Origin of the sequence: Methylorubrum suomiense, assembly GCF_022179765.1 — a bacterium.
In the GTDB taxonomy this organism is placed as follows: Bacteria; Pseudomonadota; Alphaproteobacteria; order Rhizobiales; family Beijerinckiaceae; genus Methylobacterium; species Methylobacterium suomiense.
This window is the reverse complement of sequence record NZ_BPRE01000014.1, coordinates 1-18,315: the sequence shown is the minus strand read 5'-3', so window position 1 is coordinate 18,315 and position 18,315 is coordinate 1. Positions and strand designations below refer to the sequence as shown.

General features: G+C 68.9%; 17 protein-coding genes. 7 read left to right on the top strand and 10 right to left on the bottom strand.

Features of this window, described 5'->3' with window-relative positions; translation table 11 throughout:
• Positions 1–81: 81 nt before the first annotated feature.
• Positions 82–1,326: an MFS transporter gene (locus MFF26_RS19585; protein ID WP_373324506.1), complete on the top strand. Its 1,245-nt coding sequence runs from the start codon at positions 82–84 to the stop codon at positions 1,324–1,326.
• Positions 1,327–1,367: 41 nt separating this feature from the next.
• On the opposite strand, the gene hmuQ is transcribed toward MFF26_RS19585, so the two are convergent.
• Complete coding sequence (hmuQ, locus tag MFF26_RS19580; protein ID WP_137828719.1) at positions 1,368–1,703, bottom strand: heme-degrading protein HmuQ; 336 nt, start codon at positions 1,701–1,703, stop codon at positions 1,368–1,370.
• 455 nt (positions 1,704–2,158) lie between these two features.
• On the opposite strand from hmuQ, the gene MFF26_RS19575 reads away from it, so the two are divergent.
• On the top strand, positions 2,159–2,563 hold the full coding sequence (locus MFF26_RS19575) for a helix-turn-helix domain-containing protein (protein ID WP_137828805.1): 405 nt from the start codon (positions 2,159–2,161) through the stop codon (positions 2,561–2,563).
• 105 nt (positions 2,564–2,668) lie between these two features.
• Here MFF26_RS19575 and MFF26_RS19570 read toward each other — a convergent pair whose 3' ends face one another.
• From MFF26_RS19570 to MFF26_RS19540, 7 genes are all read right to left on the bottom strand, one after another.
• Positions 2,669–3,991 (bottom strand): cobyrinic acid a,c-diamide synthase CobB, encoded by a 1,323-nt coding sequence (locus tag MFF26_RS19570; RefSeq protein ID WP_137828718.1) that lies wholly within the window; start codon positions 3,989–3,991, stop codon positions 2,669–2,671.
• Entirely contained in the window at positions 3,988–4,773 is a 786-nt protein-coding gene (gene cobM / locus MFF26_RS19565) for a precorrin-4 C(11)-methyltransferase (protein WP_137828717.1), read from the bottom strand. The genes MFF26_RS19570 and cobM overlap by 4 nt, the downstream gene beginning before the upstream one ends.
• A 57-nt stretch (positions 4,774–4,830) precedes the next feature.
• Positions 4,831–5,235: a cobalamin biosynthesis protein gene (locus MFF26_RS19560; RefSeq protein WP_137828716.1), complete on the bottom strand. Its 405-nt coding sequence runs from the start codon at positions 5,233–5,235 to the stop codon at positions 4,831–4,833.
• On the bottom strand, positions 5,214–6,452 hold the full coding sequence (gene cbiE / locus MFF26_RS19555; protein WP_137828715.1) for a precorrin-6y C5,15-methyltransferase (decarboxylating) subunit CbiE: 1,239 nt from the start codon (positions 6,450–6,452) through the stop codon (positions 5,214–5,216). The genes MFF26_RS19560 and cbiE overlap by 22 nt, the downstream gene beginning before the upstream one ends.
• Positions 6,453–6,645: 193 nt before the next feature.
• The gene (oxlT, locus tag MFF26_RS19550) at positions 6,646–7,935 is read right to left on the bottom strand and encodes an oxalate/formate MFS antiporter (protein WP_137828714.1); all 1,290 of its coding nucleotides are present in this window, start codon (positions 7,933–7,935) and stop codon (positions 6,646–6,648) included.
• A 115-nt stretch (positions 7,936–8,050) separates the two neighbouring features.
• Positions 8,051–8,896 (bottom strand): class I SAM-dependent methyltransferase, encoded by an 846-nt coding sequence (locus tag MFF26_RS19545; protein WP_137828713.1) that lies wholly within the window; start codon positions 8,894–8,896, stop codon positions 8,051–8,053.
• 75 nt (positions 8,897–8,971) lie between these two features.
• Positions 8,972–10,567 (bottom strand): gamma-glutamyltransferase family protein, encoded by a 1,596-nt coding sequence (locus MFF26_RS19540; protein WP_238308432.1) that lies wholly within the window; start codon positions 10,565–10,567, stop codon positions 8,972–8,974.
• 277 nt (positions 10,568–10,844) lie between these two features.
• Here MFF26_RS19540 and MFF26_RS19535 point away from each other — a divergent pair, with 277 nt between their 5' ends.
• Positions 10,845–11,141 (top strand): hypothetical protein, encoded by a 297-nt coding sequence (locus MFF26_RS19535; RefSeq protein WP_137828711.1) that lies wholly within the window; start codon positions 10,845–10,847, stop codon positions 11,139–11,141.
• 206 nt (positions 11,142–11,347) lie between these two features.
• Positions 11,348–13,231 (top strand): molecular chaperone HtpG, encoded by a 1,884-nt coding sequence (gene htpG, locus MFF26_RS19530; protein WP_238308431.1) that lies wholly within the window; start codon positions 11,348–11,350, stop codon positions 13,229–13,231.
• 24 nt (positions 13,232–13,255) lie between these two features.
• On the opposite strand, the gene MFF26_RS19525 is transcribed toward htpG, so the two are convergent.
• Complete coding sequence (locus MFF26_RS19525; protein ID WP_137828709.1) at positions 13,256–13,474, bottom strand: hypothetical protein; 219 nt, start codon at positions 13,472–13,474, stop codon at positions 13,256–13,258.
• A 202-nt stretch (positions 13,475–13,676) separates the two neighbouring features.
• Between MFF26_RS19525 and MFF26_RS19520 the strand changes: the two genes are divergently transcribed.
• The 3 genes from MFF26_RS19520 (at position 13,677) to MFF26_RS19510 (ending at position 15,397) form a co-directional block, all read left to right on the top strand.
• Complete coding sequence (locus MFF26_RS19520) at positions 13,677–13,958, top strand: hypothetical protein (RefSeq protein ID WP_137828708.1); 282 nt, start codon at positions 13,677–13,679, stop codon at positions 13,956–13,958.
• A complete protein-coding gene (gluQRS, locus tag MFF26_RS19515; RefSeq protein ID WP_137828707.1) occupies positions 13,955–14,824 on the top strand; it encodes a tRNA glutamyl-Q(34) synthetase GluQRS in 870 nt (289 codons plus the stop codon). The genes MFF26_RS19520 and gluQRS overlap by 4 nt, the downstream gene beginning before the upstream one ends.
• A 90-nt stretch (positions 14,825–14,914) precedes the next feature.
• A complete protein-coding gene (locus MFF26_RS19510; RefSeq protein ID WP_137828706.1) occupies positions 14,915–15,397 on the top strand; it encodes a lysozyme inhibitor LprI family protein in 483 nt (160 codons plus the stop codon).
• Positions 15,398–15,422: 25 nt separating this feature from the next.
• On the opposite strand, the gene MFF26_RS19505 is transcribed toward MFF26_RS19510, so the two are convergent.
• Positions 15,423–17,483 carry a M23 family metallopeptidase gene (locus MFF26_RS19505; RefSeq protein WP_238308453.1) on the bottom strand — a complete coding sequence of 687 codons (2,061 nt, stop codon included), beginning with the start codon at positions 17,481–17,483 and terminating at the stop codon, positions 15,423–15,425.
• Positions 17,484–18,315: the final 832 nt, after the last annotated feature.

The window sequence follows — 18,315 nt, the reverse complement described above, 5'->3', positions numbered from 1 at the left end:
TTGCCCGGTCCCAGTGGGGCTGTCATGGAACCGGCGAAGGGGCTCGCAGGACGTCGGACGGAGAGCGGAATGAGAGCCGGTATGCGGGCCGAGACCTTGGAGGCCGGCGCGGTTGAGGGCGGGTCGGTCCCGTCCGGCGGCGATGGGACGCCGGTGCGGGCCACCGGGCCGGCGCTGACGGTGCTGTTGGGCCTCAGCCTGTCCCACCTGCTCAACGACCTCGTACAGTCGCTGCTGCCCGCCATCTATCCGCTGCTGAAGCAGAGCTTTCATCTCGATTTCGGACAGATCGGCCTGCTGACCCTGGCGTTCCAGGCGACCGCCTCGTTGCTCCAGCCCGCGATCGGCCTCTCGACCGATCGAAACCCGATGCCGTTCTCGCTGGCTGCCGGAATGGCGGTGTCGCTGGTGGGGCTGGGGCTGCTGTCTCTGGCACCGACCTATGCGGTGCTGCTCGCCGCTGCCGCGCTCATCGGGCTCGGCTCGGCGATCTTTCATCCGGAGGCGAGCCGGGTCGCTCGGCTCGCCTCAGGCGGACGCTACGGATTGGCGCAATCGGTGTTCCAGGTCGGCGGCAATGCCGGGACCGCGCTCGGTCCGCTGCTCGCGGCCTTCGTGGTGGTGCCGCACGGCCAGGGCAGCGTCGCGTGGTTCGGCCTCGCCGCCTTGTCGGGGATCGCCGTGCTCTCGGCCGTCGGCCGCTGGTATGCCGGCAGGCTTGCGGCGGCGCCGCGAACCCCGCGCGTCACCGTCGGTTCCGACGCGGCGGGCCTGACCCGGGCGCGGATCGTCGCCACCGTCGCGATCCTGCTGGCTCTGATCTTCTCGAAGTTCTTCTATACCGCGAGTTTCTCGTCCTACTACACGTTCTACCTGATCCACCGCTTCGGTGTGCCGGTCGCCCAGTCGCAGCTCTACCTGTTCGTGTTCCTCGGATCGGTGGCGGCGGGTACGCTGCTCGGCGGGCCCATCGGCGACCGCTTCGGCCGCAAGCTGGTGATCTGGGTCTCGATTCTCGGCGTGCTGCCCTTCACCCTGGCGCTGCCGCACGTGAACCTGTTCTGGACGGTGGCGCTCTCGGTGCCGATCGGCCTGATCCTCGCCTCGGCGATGCCGGCGATCCTCGTCTACGCGCAGGATCTGCTTCCGGGGCGGGTCGGCCTCGTGGGCGGATTATTCTTCGGCTTCGCCTTCGGCATGGGAGGCCTGGGCGCGGCTTTGCTCGGCGAACTCGCCGACCGCATCGGCATCGAGCAGGTCTACGCGCTCTGCGCCTATCTACCCCTGATCGGGCTCCTCGCCGTGATGCTGCCGCGGCTCAGATAGAACGACGGCTCCCGCGCGGAGGCGCGCCGCGGTGCGACGGGTCAGGCCGCCTGATCCGCCTCCGGCCGCGCGACCGTCTGGATCGTCTCGAAGCCTTCGAACTGGGGATGGCCGAGATAGAGCGGCTTGGTGCCCGGCACGCGACCATGGGCCTTGCGGAACTGTTCCGAGCGGGTCCAGGCCTCGAAATCGGCCCGCGAGCGCCAGATCGTGTGGGACGCGTAGAGGATGTGATCCTCGGCCTCCGGCCCTTTCAGAAGGTGGAATTCGACAAAGCCGTCCATCTCACCGAGATGGCTGTCGCGCCCCAGCCAGACCTGCTCGAAATCCTGCGCCGAATCCTTGACCACCTTGAAGCGGTTCATCGCGATGAACATGCCTGATCAGCTCCCGATCCGTTGTCGTGCCAGGTCGGCGAAGCCGCCTCGCCGACGTTAATCCCACAATACGTAGTTTAGCCTGGGGGCAGAAGCCCATGTCCGGTCTGAGGGGTGGCGATGCATCGCCGCGCCCTGCGCAACAAGCTCGATACACGCGAAATCATGCAACGTCGCATGATTTCACTATAGGTACATTTCGTGAACGCAGAGGACGCGATTGCTGAAAACTCCCGTCTGACAGCAAAGAGGCTCTTGCATTCAACATGCATCTCATGGTGAAGCTGGAGAGAAGCTACCCCACAGCGATACAACTGTCTGCCGATGTCCAAGCCTGGGTTGTTTCAGGCAATCAGAACCAGGGCAAGACGTACGGATTCGCTGCAGGGATGCGAACGCGGCCGATCCGAGGTCCTTGGACCGGGCGCGATATCGTCAGTGGACCGTACCGTAAGATGATGCCGAAACAGACAACCGATGTTGACCGTCTCGTCGGACTCCGGATCACCGCGCTGCGGAAAGCACGGGGCCTGAGCCAGACCGCACTGGGAACCGCCGTCGGCGTGACCTTCCAGCAGGTTCAGAAGTATGAGAAAGGCCAGAACCGCGTCGGCGCCGGGCGTCTGCGCGAGATCGCCCGTCTCCTCGAAGTGCCGGTCTCGGCGTTCTTCGACGAGAACGACGGCCCCGCCTCCCAGGAACAGGCCGAGGTGTTCGGCTTCCTGCGCGCCCACGGCGCGGTGGACCTGCTGCGGGCGTTCGCCTCGATCGAGGACGATCAGCTTCGCCGCGAGGTCTTGGCGATCGTTCGCAGCGCGGCGCGCCTCGATCGGAAGAAGGACGCGGCCCTCGACGCCTGAGGCGGTCGGTCCAGAGACAGGGTTTCTCGTGCGGATGGGCCCAAAGGCCGGGGACGCTCCCCGGCCTTTTCTTCGTTCGCCCGAATTCGCTCGCGACGGACGGCTCTAGGCTTCATCCGTCTCGGCGATGAGGTGGAAGAAGCTTCCGGTCACGAGGCCCCGGCGGTGGCCTGCAAAGCCCAGGGGCGTGCCCTCCGCATCCGTCACCCGCGCCAGGGCATTGTCGGCATCGGGCGCCGGGGTCAGCTCGCTGGCATAGTGGAACTCGTGCCCGACGAGGCGCGTGCCCGCCGCACCCAGCAGGCCGGTCTCGACGAGCCGGGCCACCCGGTAGCCCAGATGGAGCCGCCGCTTCCCGTAGGACGTCGCCACCGGGAGCAGGCCCGTCATCGGATGGGTGACGCCGTCGGCATCCTCCAAGCTCTCCCCGAGCACCATGTAGCCGCCGCACTCCCCGTGCACGGGCCGCGTGTGCGCGAACCGGTTCAGCCCATCGCGGAAGGTGTTCGCCGCCGCGAGACGCCCGGCATGCAATTCGGGATAGCCGCCGGGGAGCCAGCAGGCGTCGCAAGAGGGGTCGGGCGCCTCATCGGCGAGGGGCGAGAACGGCACGATCTCGGCCCCAGCCGCGCGCCAACCCGCGAGCATGTGCGGGTAGAGGAACGAGAACGCCGCATCCCGCGCCACCGCGACCCGTTGGGCCGGGGGGCGGGGGAGGGCGCCTCGGCCCGGCTGCGCCTGCCCACCGGCGGCGGCGACGATGGCGTCGAGGTCGAGGGAGGCTTCCGCCAGATCCCCGAGGCGGTCCAGGCGTGCCTCCAGATCGGCGGTCTCGCCGGCCTGGACGAGGCCCAGGTGACGCTCGGGCAGGACGAGACCGGCCTCGCGGGGGAAGGCGCCGAGCACCCGCATGCCGATCCGGCTGAGACCCGCCTCGACGAGGCGGCGATGGCGTGGGCTCGCCACCTTGTTCAGAACCACGCCAGCGACACGGATGCGGGGATCGTAGGCGGCGCAGCCGAGCGCCACCGCCGCGGCCGATTGCGCGGCGCCCGACACGTCGAGCACCAGCAGCACCGGCCAGCCGTAGCGTGCGGCGATGTCGGCATTGGCCCCCGTGCGGCCTTCGCCCGCGACGATCCCGTCATGCAGGCCCATCGAGCCTTCGGCGATCACCAGGGCGGCATCCCGGGCGCTGAGCCCGGCGCAGGCATCGAGCAGGCCGTCCGGCATCGCGAAACTGTCGAGATTCAGGCTCGGATGGCCGGTCGCCGCCTCGTGAAATGCCGGATCGATGTAATCCGGCCCGCATTTGGCGCCCCGCACGGCCACGCCCCGGCGGCGGAGCGCCCGCATCAGTGCGAGCGTCACCGTGGTCTTGCCCGAACCCGAGCGCGGTGCGGCGATCAGGAGGCCGGGGGCGGTCATAGCGCGTCTCCCGGGGCGCCCACCGCACCGCGGGGCCGGAAGCGGCGATCGTAGTCTGGGGCGTAGAGGGCGCTCTCGCGGAAATCCGACGGATCGAGCGCCGGACCGACCAGGATCAGGGCGGTGCGCTCGATCCGCTCGGCCCGCACCTGCTCGGGCAGAGAGGCCAATGGACCCGTCAGGACCCGCTCGTCGGGCCAGGTGGCGCGGAACACGATCGCGGCGGGGCAATCCGCCCCGTAGAAGGAAGCGAGTTCCGCCGCGACCGCATCGACGACGTGGATCGACAGATGCAGCGCCAGCGTCGCACCGGTCGCCGCGAAGGCCGCCAACGTCTCGCGCTCGGGCATCGGGCTCGCCCGGCCGGACGTGCGGGTCAGCACGACGGATTGCGCCAGCCCCGGCACGGTGAGTTCGCGCCGCAGAACCGCCGCCGCCGCGGCGAAGGAGGGGACGCCGGGGGTCACCGTATAGGGGATGCCGAGGGCATCGAGCCGCCGGGTCTGCTCGGCGAGCGCGCTCCAGATCGACAGATCGCCCGAATGCAGCCGCGCCACGTCCCGGCCGCTCGCATGGGCCGCTGTGATCTCCGCCATGATCGCATCAAGATCGAGGGGGGCGGTGTCGACGATGCGGGCCCCCTCAGGACACCAGGACAGGATCTCGGGGGCGACCAGCGAACCGGCGTAGAGGCAGACCGGACAGGCGGCGACGAGATCGCGTCCGCGCACGGTGATGAGGTCGGCGGCACCCGGGCCGGCGCCGATGAAATGAACGGTCATGACGGCCCGCTTACAGCATCCGACCGGGCGTTGGGGAGGGCGGCACGGATGCCCCGTTCATTCGGAGCGCCGGGCCAGCGCGCAGGTCGCGCCCGCGCTGGCAATGCGGGCCAGGAGGAGGCGCGCCCTCGGTCCGGCGCCGGCCAAGGCCGCCGCCTCGGCGACCGAGCCGATGCCCCGGCTCGCCACGATCCGGTCCGAGCGGGTCACGCCCGCCGGATCGGCTGCGGCGAGGGCTGCGGCGTCGAGACCGACCGGGATCAGATGAAAAACGGCCGCCGCCGCCCGCAGGTTCGGCTCGCCCGCCCGGTCGGCGGCGGTGGCGATGGCGGCGAGATCGTCCGGGGCGAGCCCGGCCTCGGCGAGGGCGCGGCGCAGCAGGGTGGCGATCTCGTCCGGCGTGGTGGCGGCGCGAAAGCCGATGCCGGCGACCACGCCGCTCACGGCTTGGTCCAGACCCATTGCGTGACCGGCATCGCCGGCCGCCAGCCGGTGAGGCCGCCGACCGGCGCGGCATGGGCGATCGACAATCGGCGCAGGCGCCCGCCGGTCTCTGCGTGGGCGGCGAGCAGGGCAGCTTCGCCCTCGAGCGTCACCGCGTTGGCGACGAGGCGGCCTGCCGCGGGCAGCCGGGCGCGGCAGGCGGCGAGCAGGCCCGGTTCCGCCACGCCGCCACCGACGAACACGGCCTGCGGCGGCGGCAGCTCGGTGAGCGTCGCTCCGCTGGCGCCGCGCATCACGACGATCCGGGTCGCGACGCCCAGAGCCCTGGCATTGCGCGCGATCCGGTCGGCCCGATCCTCGCGTCGCTCGACCGCGACGGCCCGGTTGGCCGGGTGGCGCAGGCACCACTCGATCGAGACCGAGCCCGCCCCGGCGCCGAGGTCCCAGAGAATCTCTCCCGCCCGCGGTCGTAGCGCCGCGAGCGTGACGGCGCGGATCTCGGCCTTGGTCAATTGCCCGTCATTCTCGAACCACGCGTCGTCGAGGCCGGGACTCACGGGCACGATCCGGGCATCGGGTTGGGCGACCACCTCGATGGCCAGGGTGTTGAGCGGGTCGATCTCGGTCAGGGCAAAGCTTTCCGCGACGTCGCCGCGCAGGCGCTCGCGGGGGCCGCCCATCGCCTCCAGGACCGTCAGCCGGGACCCGCCCATTCCGCGCTCGGCCAGCAATCCAGCGACCGCGCCCGGCGTCGATCCGTCCCAGGACAGGGCCAGGATGCGCGCGCCCGGCTGGAGATGGGGGACGATTCCCAGGAGGTCGCGGCCGTGCAAGGTCACGCAGGCCGTCTCGGGCAGCGACCAGCCGAGCCGGGCGGCGGCGAGGCTGAAGGCCGAGGGCTGCGGAAAAGCGCGGATCTCGCCGGCCGGGACCAGCCGGGCGATCTCGGCACCGATGCCGAAATGGAACGGATCCCCGGTCGCGAGCAGGCAGGTGGGCCGCCCGCGCCGCGCCAGGATGTCCGGATAGGCGTCGCTGATCGGGCTTGGCCAGGGCCGACCCTCGCCGGAGAGCGGAGCGGCGAGGGCGAGATGGCGCCGGCCGCCATAGACGATGTCCGCCCCGTCGAGGGCGGCGGCGGCGGCGGGCGAAAGCCCGGCGCGGCCATCTTCACCCATCCCGACGATGGTGAGCCAAGGGGTGCGGCCGGGCTCGGGGGCGAGCGGTGCCGTCATGGCCGGTGCCGCCGCACGGGGATGGGCATCGCGGGAGTCTGTTCGCCTGAGGGCCTCCCGCCGTCCTTCTCAGGAGAGGGGGAGGTGGGACAAGGTCGCTCTCCCTGCCTGCAACCGATCCGGCTCGTCAAATCGACTTATGACGAACCGAGGCGGCGGGCCGACTCCGTACCGGAGCCGGCCCGCGCTCGTGTCAGACCGCCGGCCGGGCGGCGAGCGGGGCGGCGACCGCCGGAACGGCCGGACCCTCGACGCCGAGATAGGCGCGACGGGCAGGCTTGAGGACGAACCACGCCAGGGCCGCCACGACGAGATCGAGGCCGATGGCGATGCCGAAGACCGGCACCCAGCTGCCCACACTGTCGTGGATCAGCGCCGCGACCGGGCCGCCGAGCAGCGAGCCCACGCCCTGGGCCATGTAGAGGAAGCCGTAATTCGTCGTGGCGTGCTTGGTTCCGAACGTGTCGGTGAGGGTGGAGGGGAACAGCGAGAAGATCTCGCCCCAGGCGAAGAACACCAGCCCCGAGAGCAGGGCGAAGGCGTAGGCGTTCTCGCGGAACATCAGCAGCATGCAGATCGCCACCGCTTCGAGGGCGAAGGCGACCGCCATGGTGTTCTCGCGGCCCACATGGTCCGACACCCAACCGAAGAACGGACGGGTCAGGCCGTTGGTGATGCGGTCGAAGGTCAGGGCGAAGGGCAGGGCGGCGAAGCCGAACACGATCGCGTCGGCCACGCCGAATTCCTTGGCGAAGGAGGCGAAGTTCGCCACCACCATCAGACCGCCGGTCGACATCATCGCCATCATGGCGAACATCAGCCAGAAGAGCGGGGTCTTCAGCATGACCGAGGGGGCCACGTCGCGGGCGGCGCTCGCGACCTTGTCGGCGGGGATGGCCGGAATCTCGCTGGGCTTGGGATTGCGCAGGCCGAGCGCGGCCACGACACCGATGACGGCCATGATGGCGCCGAACACGAGGAGCGTGTGGCGGTAGCCGGAGGCGGCGATCATATCGGTGATCGGGAAGGTCGTGGCGATGGCGCCCATGCCGTAGCCCGCCGCGACGATGCCGGCGGCGAAGCCGCGCCGCTCGGGGAACCAGCGCACCACGAGGCCGACGACGCCGACATAGACGATGCCGGTGCCGAGCCCGCAGAGCAGGCCGTAGGTGGCGTAGAGGCCCCACAGGCTGTCGACCTTCGAGGCCGCGACCCAGCCGAGACCGGAGAGCGCCGCACCGAGCGCGATCATCACTTTCGCGCTGAAGCGCTCGATCAGCCAGCCTTGGACCGGCGAGAAGAACGTCTGGAGGACGATGAGCATGGTGAAGGCGACCTGCACCGCGGGCAGGCTCGCCCCGGTGGTCGCCTGGAACGGTTTGACGAACAGGGTCCAGACATATTGCGGGCTGGAGATCGTCATCATCACGATCAAGCCCAAAGCGAGCTGGATCCAGCGGGTCCGGTTGGAAATCGTATCCATCATTCACTCCTTGACGGCGCCGGCACGTCCGCAAGGGATGTGCCAATCTGTCGATGGAGGCGGATGGTCGGCGGCGCGCCGCTCAGGGGTTGGCCGAAAGCGCCGGATCGGGCGATCAGGCCCGCGCCGAGACGAGCCAGCAGGCGGCGCCGAGTTCGACCGGTCCGTTCCCGGAGAGGCGCACGAACAGATCGGCGAGGGTGCGCAGGGCCGCGTCCTGCACGGTCTGGTTGCAACCCTGGAGCAGGCGGGCGACGGGACTGCGACGGACGGCGTATTCCGCAGCGGCCTCCGGCGTCGGCCCCATCGTCATCGGGTGATCGACCGGCGTGATGGCGATGTCGCGGAAGCCCGCTTCCGCCAGGATTGCCTGGACGGTCTCCCGCAGGGCGAAGCGGAACGGGCCGGGCGCGTCCGGCGCCGGGGGCTCCGACTCGGGAACGAGGGGCATCACCGCCGCGCGGGGCAGGGCGACCCAGGCGTTCTCGGCCATCGCCCGCCAGCAGAGGAAGTGCAGGCGCCCACCCTCCACGAGGCTGGCTCGAATATTGGCGAAGGCGGCCGCGGAATCGTCGAAGAACATCACGCCGAAGCGTGACAGAGCACGATCGAACCGTTCTTCGAAGGGGTGGCTCTGAACGTCCGCCTGCAACCATTCGATCGAGGCACCGCCGGTCGGCTCCGCCGCCTCCCGCGCCCGTGCGGCCTCCAAGAGCGGCCCGGACACGTCGGCCGCCGTCACGCGACCCTCGCGCCCGACCTGTCGCGCGGCCAGGAGTGACGTCTCGCCCGCGCCGCAGCCGATATCGAGCACGCGCTCGCCGGGCGCGAGACCGGCGGCCGCGAACAGGGCCTGGGTGAAGGGGGTGAAGGCGGTATCCAGCGCCGAGTGGTTGTCCGCCCAGCGCTGTCCGACCTCACCGTTCCAGTAATCGATCTGTGCCTGGTTGCCGGTCACCATGTCGTCCGTCCTGCCGTCGTCCAGGGTTCCGCCCTGGTTCCACCGAAGGGGGTGGTCCTTCGGATTCCGCTGTCGTCACAGACCCTCGGCGCCCCCGTCGGAGCGCGGATCGTGGGTCGCCTCGATGCGGCCGTCCCGGGGATGGCGCACCAGCATGCCGGCATGGCCGAGCGAGTCGATATACGCGCCGCCGAGCTCCTCGATGTCGTGGCCCATGTTCCGGAGCGCGGCGATGCAGGCGGGATCGAACCGATCCTCGACCTTCACCGAGAGCGATTCTGCCCCCCAGGTCCGGCCGTAGAGCAGGCGCGGGGCATCGACCGCATCGGCCACGGACATTCCGTAATCGGCGTAGCGGGAGAAGATCTGCGCCTGGAATTGCGGCTGCCCGTCTCCGCCCATGGAGCCGTAGGACATCACCCGGCCGTCGTCGAAGGCGGCCAGGGCCGGGATCAGGGTGTGGAACGGGCGGCGGCCCGGCTCCAGCGGATTGACGGCGTTCGCGTCCAGAGAGAACGACATCCCCCGGTTCTGCCAGCAGATGCCGGTCGAGGGCAGCACGCAGCCCGAACCGTATTCCCAATAGACCGATTGGATGAAGGACACGGCGAGGCCGTCGCCGTCGATCGCCCCCATCCACACCGTGTCGCCCTCGCCGGAGCGCACGGGAATGCTCGCCGCGCGCTTCATGTCGATCAGGGCCGCTTCCCGGTCGAGACGGTGCGGGTCGAGGAAGGTGGACGGATCGCCCGCCAGGCGATCGAAGTCGGTGACGTACCGGTCGCGGATCGCGAAGGCCCGCTTCGTCGCCTCGATCAGCCCGTGGTAATGCGCCGTGCTCTCCGCCTGCCGCACGTTCAGCCGTTCGAAGATTCCGAGGATGATCAGGGCGGCGATGCCCTGGGTGGGCGGCGGGAAGTTGTAGAGCGTCGCGTCGCGGCGGCGCAGGGAGAGCGGCGTCCGTTCCCGTGCCTGGTAGGCCTGAAGATCGGCCCGGGTGACCGGCGCGCCGAGGCGTTCCAGGTCCGCGGCGATCTCGCGGGCGATGTCGCCACGGTAGAAATCGGCGAGCCCGGCATGGGCCAGCTGCTCCAGCGTGTCGGCGAGCTTGGGCTGCCGCCGTATCGCGCCCGCGGCGTAGGGTTTGCCGTCGTTCAAGTAGGTGGCGGCAAAATTTGGCGCATCGTGGAGCGTGTCGAGCTCCTTCGGCACGTAGCGCGCCTCCGAGGCCGAGACCGGGCAGCCCTCGCGGGCGTGGCGGATCGCGTCGCCCAGGATGGCGTCGAGGGGCAACCGCCCGCCGAAGGCGCGGGCCATGGCCAGGGCCAAGTCCCACCCGCCGACCGTGCCCGCCACCGTCACCGCTGCATCGGGCCCGCGGGAGGGGATCGCGTCGACTTCCTTCTCCCGGTAGCGCGCCCGCGTGGCCAGCGCCCCCGCCGGCCCGCAGGCCTCGATGCCGCGGACGCGCCCGCCCTTCTCACGGATGAGCCAGAACCCGTCCCCGCCGGTGCCGTTCATGTGCGGGTAGACCACCGCGATGGCGGCCGCCATGGCGACCATCGCCTCGATGGCGTTGCCGCCTTGGGCCAGCACGCTCTGGCCGGCCTTGGCCGCGAGCGCGTGGGGTGCGGCGACGGCCGCGTGGGCGAAGACGGGGGTTTCTGGCATGAACGGAACTCGGTTTCCTGCGGGTGGTCGGGGCGCCCTAGGCAGGATCAGGACCATGCGCCGGCGCCGACGGCAACTGGGGCGGCGGCATCCGTGCCGCGCGCACGCCACGCATTAGGTGGCCGAATGCCCCGCGATCCCGAACCGCTCGCCCGAACGGTGCGGGAGAAGGTTCCGCCAGAGGCACAGCTTTTTCCGGATGTGGCGGAAAAGGGACTGTGGAGCCGTGGAGCAAATGACATGATGCAACGCGGCGAATCGGCGGACATCCAGTAATATGAAGCAGAATGAGCGGGCGCTTCTTCAGGAGCGCGTGAGAACACTTGTGTTGCGCCATGCGCTCGAAGCGGCGCTGCAACGTGTTGCGGATCTCTCCGGCGCCATGGCCGAAGAAGACTTGATCAAGCTGGAACACGCCGTTGTCGGCGCCACCCGCCGGGTCGGCGAGATGCCGGGCGATGTTCGGCTGGCGACCCTGATTGCGGTCGAGGATGCGGTGACGGTCATCCGCGCGGCGTTCGATACGGTCCATCAGCGCATCGAGGCGGCCCCGGCTTCGGCGCTCGCCGCCTGACGACAGCGCGTCCCCCGCAACTTTCCGTCTTCCTCCTCGCCGCGGCGATTGAATTGCCGCGCCGTCATGGGCATATCGCCCCCGCTTTTTCGAGTGTCCCACGCGAAGCGCTCACCGGACCCGCCGTGCCTCGAGAGGGCGGCGGGGTGCCGGGCTCTCGGACCGGGTGCTTCGCGGGGACATGTCCAAACAGGGGAGGCATTGGCGTGAGTGAGACGGTGGAGCGGCACGAATTCGGTGCCGAAGTCGGGCGGCTGTTGGACCTTGTGGTCCACGCGCTCTATTCCGACCGCGAGATCTTCCTGCGCGAATTGGTGGCGAACGCCGCCGACGCGACGGACCGGCGGCGGTTCGAGGCTTTGACCAACGAAGCGTTGGCTCTGCCCGCCGATGCCAAGGTGCTGATCGCCCCCGACAAGGCGGCGCGCACCCTCACCATTTCCGATGCCGGCATCGGCATGGCGAAGGACGATCTTGCTCAAAATCTAGGCACCATCGCCCGCTCCGGCACCCGCGCCTTCTCGCAGGCCCTGGGCGAAGCCAAGGCAGGTGAAGAGAAGGCGACCGAGGGCGAGGACCTTCGACCGAGCCTGATCGGCCAGTTCGGCGTCGGCTTCTACTCCGCCTTCATGGTTGCCGACCGCGTCACCGTCACCTCCCGCCGCGCCGGCACCGAAGAAGCCTGGACCTGGGCCTCCGACGGCAAGGGCAGCTACACCCTCGAACCCGCAAGCCGCGAGCAAGCCGGCACCGACATCGTCCTCCATCTCAAGGACGACGCCGACGAGTACCTGGAGAGCTACCGGCTCGATCACGTGGTCCGTAAATGGGCAGACAACATCGCCGTTCCGATCGCGATCCGCGACGAGGAGGGCAAGGAAGAGACCGCCAATCGCGGCACCGCGCTCTGGCGCAAGCCCAAATCCGAGATCACGGACGAGCAGTACAAGGAGTTCTACCGCACCGTCAGCCACGGCTTCGACGAGCCGTGGGCGACCCTGCATTGGCGGGCGGAGGGCGCGCTCGAATTCACCGGCCTCCTGTTCGTGCCGAGCATGAAGCCGTTCATGGCAATGGAGGACGACCGCCGCTCCAAGGTGCGGCTGCACGTGCGGCGCATGTTCATCACCGACGAGGCCGAGCTGCTGCCGAACTGGCTGCGCTTCGTCCAGGGCGTGGTCGATACCGATGACCTCCCGCTCAACGTCTCGCGGGAGATGCTGCAATCGACGCCGACGCTGCAGAAGATCCGCCGTGCTGTCACCACCCGCGTCATCAACGAACTGACGAGTCGTTCCAAGAACACCGAGAAGGCGGAGGAGTACCAGAAATTCTTCGAGAATTTCGGTCCGATCCTCAAGGAAGGCATTTATGAGGATTTCGAGCGCCGCGCCGAGATCGCGCCGCTCCTGCGCTTCCGTTCGTCCACGGAAGACGGCTGGACCTCGCTGCCCGATTACGTGTCGCGGATGAAGCCCGAACAGGAGGCGATCTACTACCTCGTCGCCGACGACGTGGAGGCCCTGAAGAACTCGGCCCAGCTCGAGGGGTTTCGCGCCCGCGGCGTGGAGGTGCTGCTGCTGTCCGACCACGTCGACGCGTTCTGGCCGGAGCAACTCGGCAAGTTCGACGACAAGCCGCTGCGCTCGGTCACCCAGGGCGCGGCCGACCTGTCGAAGTTCAAGCCCGAGGGTGAGGCGGGCGAGATTCCGGCCGCGGACAAGCTGGTGGCCGCGCTCAAGCTGGCCCTCGGCGCCGACGTGTCGGATGTGCGCACGACCGACCGCCTCGTGGACAGCGCCGTGGTGCTCGCCGCCTCCGGCTCGGGGCCGGATCTCCAGATGCAGCGCCTGCTGCGCCGGGCCGGCCGCGGCTTCGGCGGTTCGGCACCGATCTTGGAGATCAACCCGCGCCATCCGCTGATCCGGTCGCTCGACGCCCGGGCCGAGGCCGGCGACGATCTCACGTCCGAGGCCGGGACTCTGCTCGACCTCGCCCGCGTTCAGGACGGCGACACGCCGCGCGATCCGGTCGCCTTCGCCCGCGCGGTTGCGACCGCGCTCGCGGGGACGTCGGCGCCTTCGGCTTAAGATCCTCGGGCGACGGGAGGCGGATCAGATCCGCGTTCCGTCGTCCCTCGGCGGCGAGCCGCAGCGGAAGCGGGCGACCCGCCAGCGGTCGCCGTGGCTGTTCTGCCACGCTGCCATCTGCGGCTGGGCCACCGCGAGGCATTGCTGCGGGGTGACGATGTCCTCGTTGAAGCGGTGCACCCGCATCACGCAATGGGTCGGGTTGGAAACCATGCAGGTCAGGAAGTAGAGGCCGTAGAGCATGCGATGAGGCTCCGTGACGTCGTGAGCATCGCCTCCCGGGCCGTTTCTTGATCGTTTGCCGAGCAAGCACATCGCAATCGGCGTGCCGAAGGTTCCCGTAAGCCGGGTACGAAATGCGGGAGGGCTCTGCCGTTGTTGCAGGGCAACAGCGGGTCGTGGGCCCGTGTTGACAGCGCGGCCGCATCCGCGTCACGACCACTCCATGTCCGCCCTTCCGCTCACCGATCCGCAGACCACCCGCCGCGACAAGCGCATCGTCTGGGGCATCGTCGGCCTCATCGCGGCGACCGTGCTGATCGGTACGTTCGGGCCTGCCCGGACGAAGCCTCCTGCCCTTGCCCCCGCCGAGGACCCGGCCTGCGCCGAGTGGGGCGATGGCTGCAAGGTCTGCCGCCGTCTCGAGAGCGGGTTCGCCTGTTCGTTGCCGGGGATCGCCTGCACGCCGGGCGCCATGGCCTGCCTGCGCGGCACCGGAGAGCCGTGAGCCGACCGGTCCTGCGATTCGCGCCGAGCCCGAACGGACGGCTGCATCTCGGCCACGCCTTCTCCGCCCTCACCAACGCCCGCATCGCCGCGCGCCTCGATGGTCGGCTTCTCCTCCGGATCGAGGATATCGATCTCGGCCGCAGCCGCCCGGAATTCGTGCAGGGTATTCTCGACGACCTCGCTTGGCTCGGGCTCCGGTTCGAAACCCCGGTTCGCTGTCAGTCCGAGCATTTCGCGGATTACGTGGCCGCCCGGGCCCGCCTCTCCGCGCGCGGTCTGATCTATCCGTGCTTCTGCTCCCGGGGCCGCATCGCCGCGGAGGTGGCCGAGCGGAGGGCGAGAGGGGAGGGGGGGCGATGCGACCCCGATGGGGCGCCGCTCTATCCAGGCACGTGTCGCGCGTTACCCCGCGGCGCGACCGAGGCCCGGATCGAGGCGGGCGAGCCGCATACGTGGCGCCTCGACATGGCGGCGGCTTGCCGGGACATCCCCGGTACCCTCGTCATCCGCCGGTTCACCCTCGACGGTTCCGAGGAGCGAGTGCGGGCCGATCCGGCCCGGTGGGGCGATGCGGTCATCGCCCGCCGCGACGTGCCGACGAGCTACCATCTCGCGGTGGTCTGCGACGACGCCCTGCAGGGGATCACCCACGTGGTGCGCGGCCAGGATCTGGAGGCGGCGACCGACCTCCACGTGCTGTTGCAGCACCTGCTCGGCCTGCCGAGCCCGGCCTATCACCATCATCCGCTGATCCGTGACGAGGGCGGCGAGAAGCTCGCCAAGTCGAAGGGTTCGCAGTCGCTGGCCGATCTGCATGGCCAGGGAGTCTCCGCCGATACCGTTCTCGAAACTCTCGGATTTTAGATCCGCCACTTCGCTTGATGTCTCTACTTTATTGCGTGGCGATGTAAGTTAAATATCGTTACTGCTTGTAAAAGGGTATTGATTTTGAGATTGGTTGTATGGCTGTTGATTTTGGCAGGATTGTCTTCTGGTGTCCTGGCTGCAGAAGAAGATTGGATGCGGTCGGAGCCTAATGCCCAGGAATTGGCCGCGATCGAGTCCTGCCTGAAAAAGGAGATCGGGGTCGTGAAGCGACGACGGTGCATCGGTCTGGTTGTCGACCCATACCGTGCCACGCAGGACGGTGCCACGACACTCGGCAGAAACGCCTGTATCGGCCGCGAAGGCGGGATCTGGGACACGATCCTCAATTGTCAGTACCGTCAGCTATCGGCCGCCTTGGACGACGAGGGCAGAGCGGATTTGAAGAAGGCCCAGCAGGCTTGGTTGCACTTCCGGAAACACGCCTGCGGTTGGTCGTATCACGTCTACCGAGGTGGCTCTTTCGGCGGAGCGCTCTCCGGCGAATGTGACATGGACAAGATCGCCATCAGAGCGATCCATCTCATGGAGATTTTCGACAACATCCAGTGACAGAAAGGCGTGCAGCCAGGGTCGGCTACCGCATCGCGTCGCGCTGGGCCATCGCGGTGGCCGATTTCGACTTCTGCATCGTCCCCTCAATCTGGTCGCGCTGACGCTTGAACTCGGCGAGCAGGCGTCCGTCGAGTTCGCGCCCGCGCGGCACACGGATCTTCATCGGATCGACGAAGTGGCCGTTGATGATCACCTCGTAGTGGAGGTGGGCGCCGGTAGAGAGTCCGGTCGAGCCGACATAGCCGACCACCTGGCCCTGCCGCACCCGTGCCCCCGCCGAAACGCCGCGGGCGAACCGGGACATGTGATTGTAGGTCGTGACGTAGCCGTTGATGTGCTGGATCTCGACACGGCGGCCGTAGCCGGAATCCCATTCCGCCTTGATCACTGTGCCGTTGCCCGCCGCCACGATCGGCGTGCCGATGGGGTTGGCCCAATCGACGCCGGTATGGAGCTTGGCGTAGCCGAGGATCGGGTGGCGCCGGTAGCCGAAGCCCGATCGCATGATGCCGTCGGCGATGGGCTTGCGGATCAGGAACTTCTTCAACGACCGCCCCTGGTCGTCGAGATAATCGATCGAGCCGTCGTCCGGGGACTGGAACCGGTAGACCTTGCGCCATTCTCCGCCGAGATTCAGCGCGGCGTAGAGCAGTTCCGGTCGGTCGGCGGCGGCGGGGCCGGCATCCTCATCGTAGGTGTAGAACAGGTCGAGCCCGTCGCCGGCCGAGATGCGGCGCTGAAAATCGATATCGTAGCTGAACACCCGGACGATATCCTCGACCGTGGGGCGCGGTACGTCGTGGCGCGCGGCCGTCTCGTAGAGGCTCTGGTAGAGCCGCGGGCCGGTGCCCTCGTCCTCCTCGTCGTCGCCGTCCTGCGTGTCCGCCTGGGCGGGCTGAGTCCGGGCCTTGGTCTCGTCGACCGGGGGCGCGACCGGGACGAAGCCGCCGCGGTCGTTGATCGCGGCGATCGCCTGCACACCGCTCTCACCGTAGAGAACGACCCGCGTCACCTGCCGCCCGTCTCCCGGCTTCGGCCCCGGCGCGACCTGGACACGGAACTGCTGCCCCTCCGACAGGCCCGACACCTTGGCCTTGCCGCCCAGCGCCGCGACGATGCCGGCGATGGCTGCGTCCGAGGCATGGCCGGTCGCCTTGAGCATCGCCTCGACGGTGTCGCCGCGCTTCAGGGCGAGGTCGCGTTCCTCCACCAGCGGCGCCTCGCCGGAGCGCAGCTCGACCTTGGCGAGCTTGGTGACGTTCTCGGGGACGACCAGGACCTCGATCGACTTGAACGGGCTGCCGTCCTCCCCGCTCTTCTTGTCGTCGAAGCCGGGGAAGGCCGAGCCCTGCCGCAAGGTGCGCGAGAGCATGATCTGCGGCGCCAGAGGCAGGGCGGTGCGCCGGCCGGCTTCCGCGGTGAGGCGGCGCTCCTCCTCGACCTGGGCCGTCACGTCCTCGTCGGAGAGGGCGGGCGCGTTCGGATCGAGGGCAACATCGCCGAGATCGCGCTTGATGACGCTGACCTCGGCACCCGGCGCGTCCGCCGTCCCGGGATCGGGGGCGCGCTCCTGCGGCTCGTCGGAGACGAACTTCATCGGATCGAAGCGCGGCACGTCGGCGGCGAACACGCCCGTCTGCATCGACAGCGTCGAGGCGATCCGCACGAACGGCTTCACCTTGATGATCTCGCGATCGCCGAGCCGCACCGTCACCGGGGCACGAAAGCTCTGCTTGGCCGAAGCGATCATCAGGTTGCGCACCAACCGGTCACCCTTGTGCGCGAGGGCGATCGCGGCCTCCTCGGCCGGTTGGGGGCGGGCGATCTGCGCCGGTTTGTCGGAGATCGCCGCGAGCGACACGTCGCCCTGCAGCGAGACGTGGATCGCGGCACCGATCAGGAGCGCCCCGGTGATCCCCGTGAGCGCGCTGGCGCAGAGCCAGCGCAAATTGACGTCGCGCCGATCGATCTGGGGGGCATGGGCGCCGAGGAGATTGAGCGGCGGTTCGACACCGCGCGGCAGGTTGCCTGAGCGCCTCTGCACTCCGGATGTACCACCGATCTTCAGCCGCTCGCGCGTCACGGGCTTCCTCTGCATCGGCGCTCGGGACCGGATGTCTGGATCCGGTCCGGCCAAGATCGGCGTCAGGCTTACCAGAAACGCCTGGACCCGGCGACCTGCACCGGGAGGCTGGGATGTCCGGGTCCAGCATGTCCAGATTGAGGCGGACGCGGCGATGCGTGCCCGATCCTCGCGGGCGAGGCCCTGCCGTCCCGTCACACCGCCGTGATCCGGTTGTGGTGAGATGCGGAACTTTTTCGATTTTTCGATTGACGGGCCCCGATGGCTCCCGTAAACGCTCCCTCACCGACGGGGCGCGGCGGTCCACCTCTCTGGTGGTTCGGGGCTCCTGAGGGTTTCGGGACTGTTTGAGCGGCACGGCTGATCCGGGCGACTGGATCGGGCGATCGCTGTCCTTCGTGTCTCGGGACGGTCGACCGGATCGGCGCTTCGGTGTCGGATCGGACGGTTGACAGGACGGTTCGCCGGCTCTAGACGCCGCGGACCGCTCGGGCGGACTTCCCGGCAGCGACACGGATCGCTGCCACACTGGGGCCGCCGCGGAACGATCGCTGAGGACGGGGCTGCATGGGCCGGGCAACCGGGCCATCGGCGCGTTTTCGGCAGAAGGTTGCGCCCCTAGGGTGTAGGCTTCACGCTCTTTGACAAGTTGATATCGAGAAAGAGAAACGTGGGCGGCTTGTTCAAGTCCTTGCGGGTTCGGCTGAGAGGCTGGACCGTGAGAGATGAAGCTGTCTAACGTTTCGGAAAGCTCACCGTGCCTTGAGCGGAAACGCTTGGGCTACGGATGTGAGCACTCCGTTTATGTTGTGATCAGCTGAGATCAACTCTT

What these genes read in the sequence shown, in the direction of transcription:
- cbiE (WP_137828715.1), bottom strand. Translation starts at nt 6,452, where the DNA reads ATGACGGCACCGCTCGCCCCCGAGCCCGGCCGCACCCCTTGGCTCACC.
- hmuQ (WP_137828719.1), bottom strand. Translation starts at nt 1,703, where the DNA reads ATGTTCATCGCGATGAACCGCTTCAAGGTGGTCAAGGATTCGGCGCAG.
- oxlT (WP_137828714.1), bottom strand. Translation starts at nt 7,935, where the DNA reads ATGGATACGATTTCCAACCGGACCCGCTGGATCCAGCTCGCTTTGGGC.
- MFF26_RS19570 (WP_137828718.1), bottom strand. Translation starts at nt 3,991, where the DNA reads ATGACCGCCCCCGGCCTCCTGATCGCCGCACCGCGCTCGGGTTCGGGC.
- cobM (WP_137828717.1), bottom strand. Translation starts at nt 4,773, where the DNA reads ATGACCGTTCATTTCATCGGCGCCGGCCCGGGTGCCGCCGACCTCATC.
- MFF26_RS19545 (WP_137828713.1), bottom strand. Translation starts at nt 8,896, where the DNA reads ATGGTGACCGGCAACCAGGCACAGATCGATTACTGGAACGGTGAGGTC.
- MFF26_RS19540 (WP_238308432.1), bottom strand. Translation starts at nt 10,567, where the DNA reads ATGCCAGAAACCCCCGTCTTCGCCCACGCGGCCGTCGCCGCACCCCAC.
- MFF26_RS19560 (WP_137828716.1), bottom strand. Translation starts at nt 5,235, where the DNA reads ATGGGTCTGGACCAAGCCGTGAGCGGCGTGGTCGCCGGCATCGGCTTT.
- MFF26_RS19575 (WP_137828805.1), top strand. Translation starts at nt 2,159, where the DNA reads ATGATGCCGAAACAGACAACCGATGTTGACCGTCTCGTCGGACTCCGG.
- MFF26_RS19585 (WP_373324506.1), top strand. Translation starts at nt 82, where the DNA reads ATGCGGGCCGAGACCTTGGAGGCCGGCGCGGTTGAGGGCGGGTCGGTC.
- MFF26_RS19535 (WP_137828711.1), top strand. Translation starts at nt 10,845, where the DNA reads ATGAAGCAGAATGAGCGGGCGCTTCTTCAGGAGCGCGTGAGAACACTT.
- MFF26_RS19525 (WP_137828709.1), bottom strand. Translation starts at nt 13,474, where the DNA reads ATGCTCTACGGCCTCTACTTCCTGACCTGCATGGTTTCCAACCCGACC.
- MFF26_RS19520 (WP_137828708.1), top strand. Translation starts at nt 13,677, where the DNA reads ATGTCCGCCCTTCCGCTCACCGATCCGCAGACCACCCGCCGCGACAAG.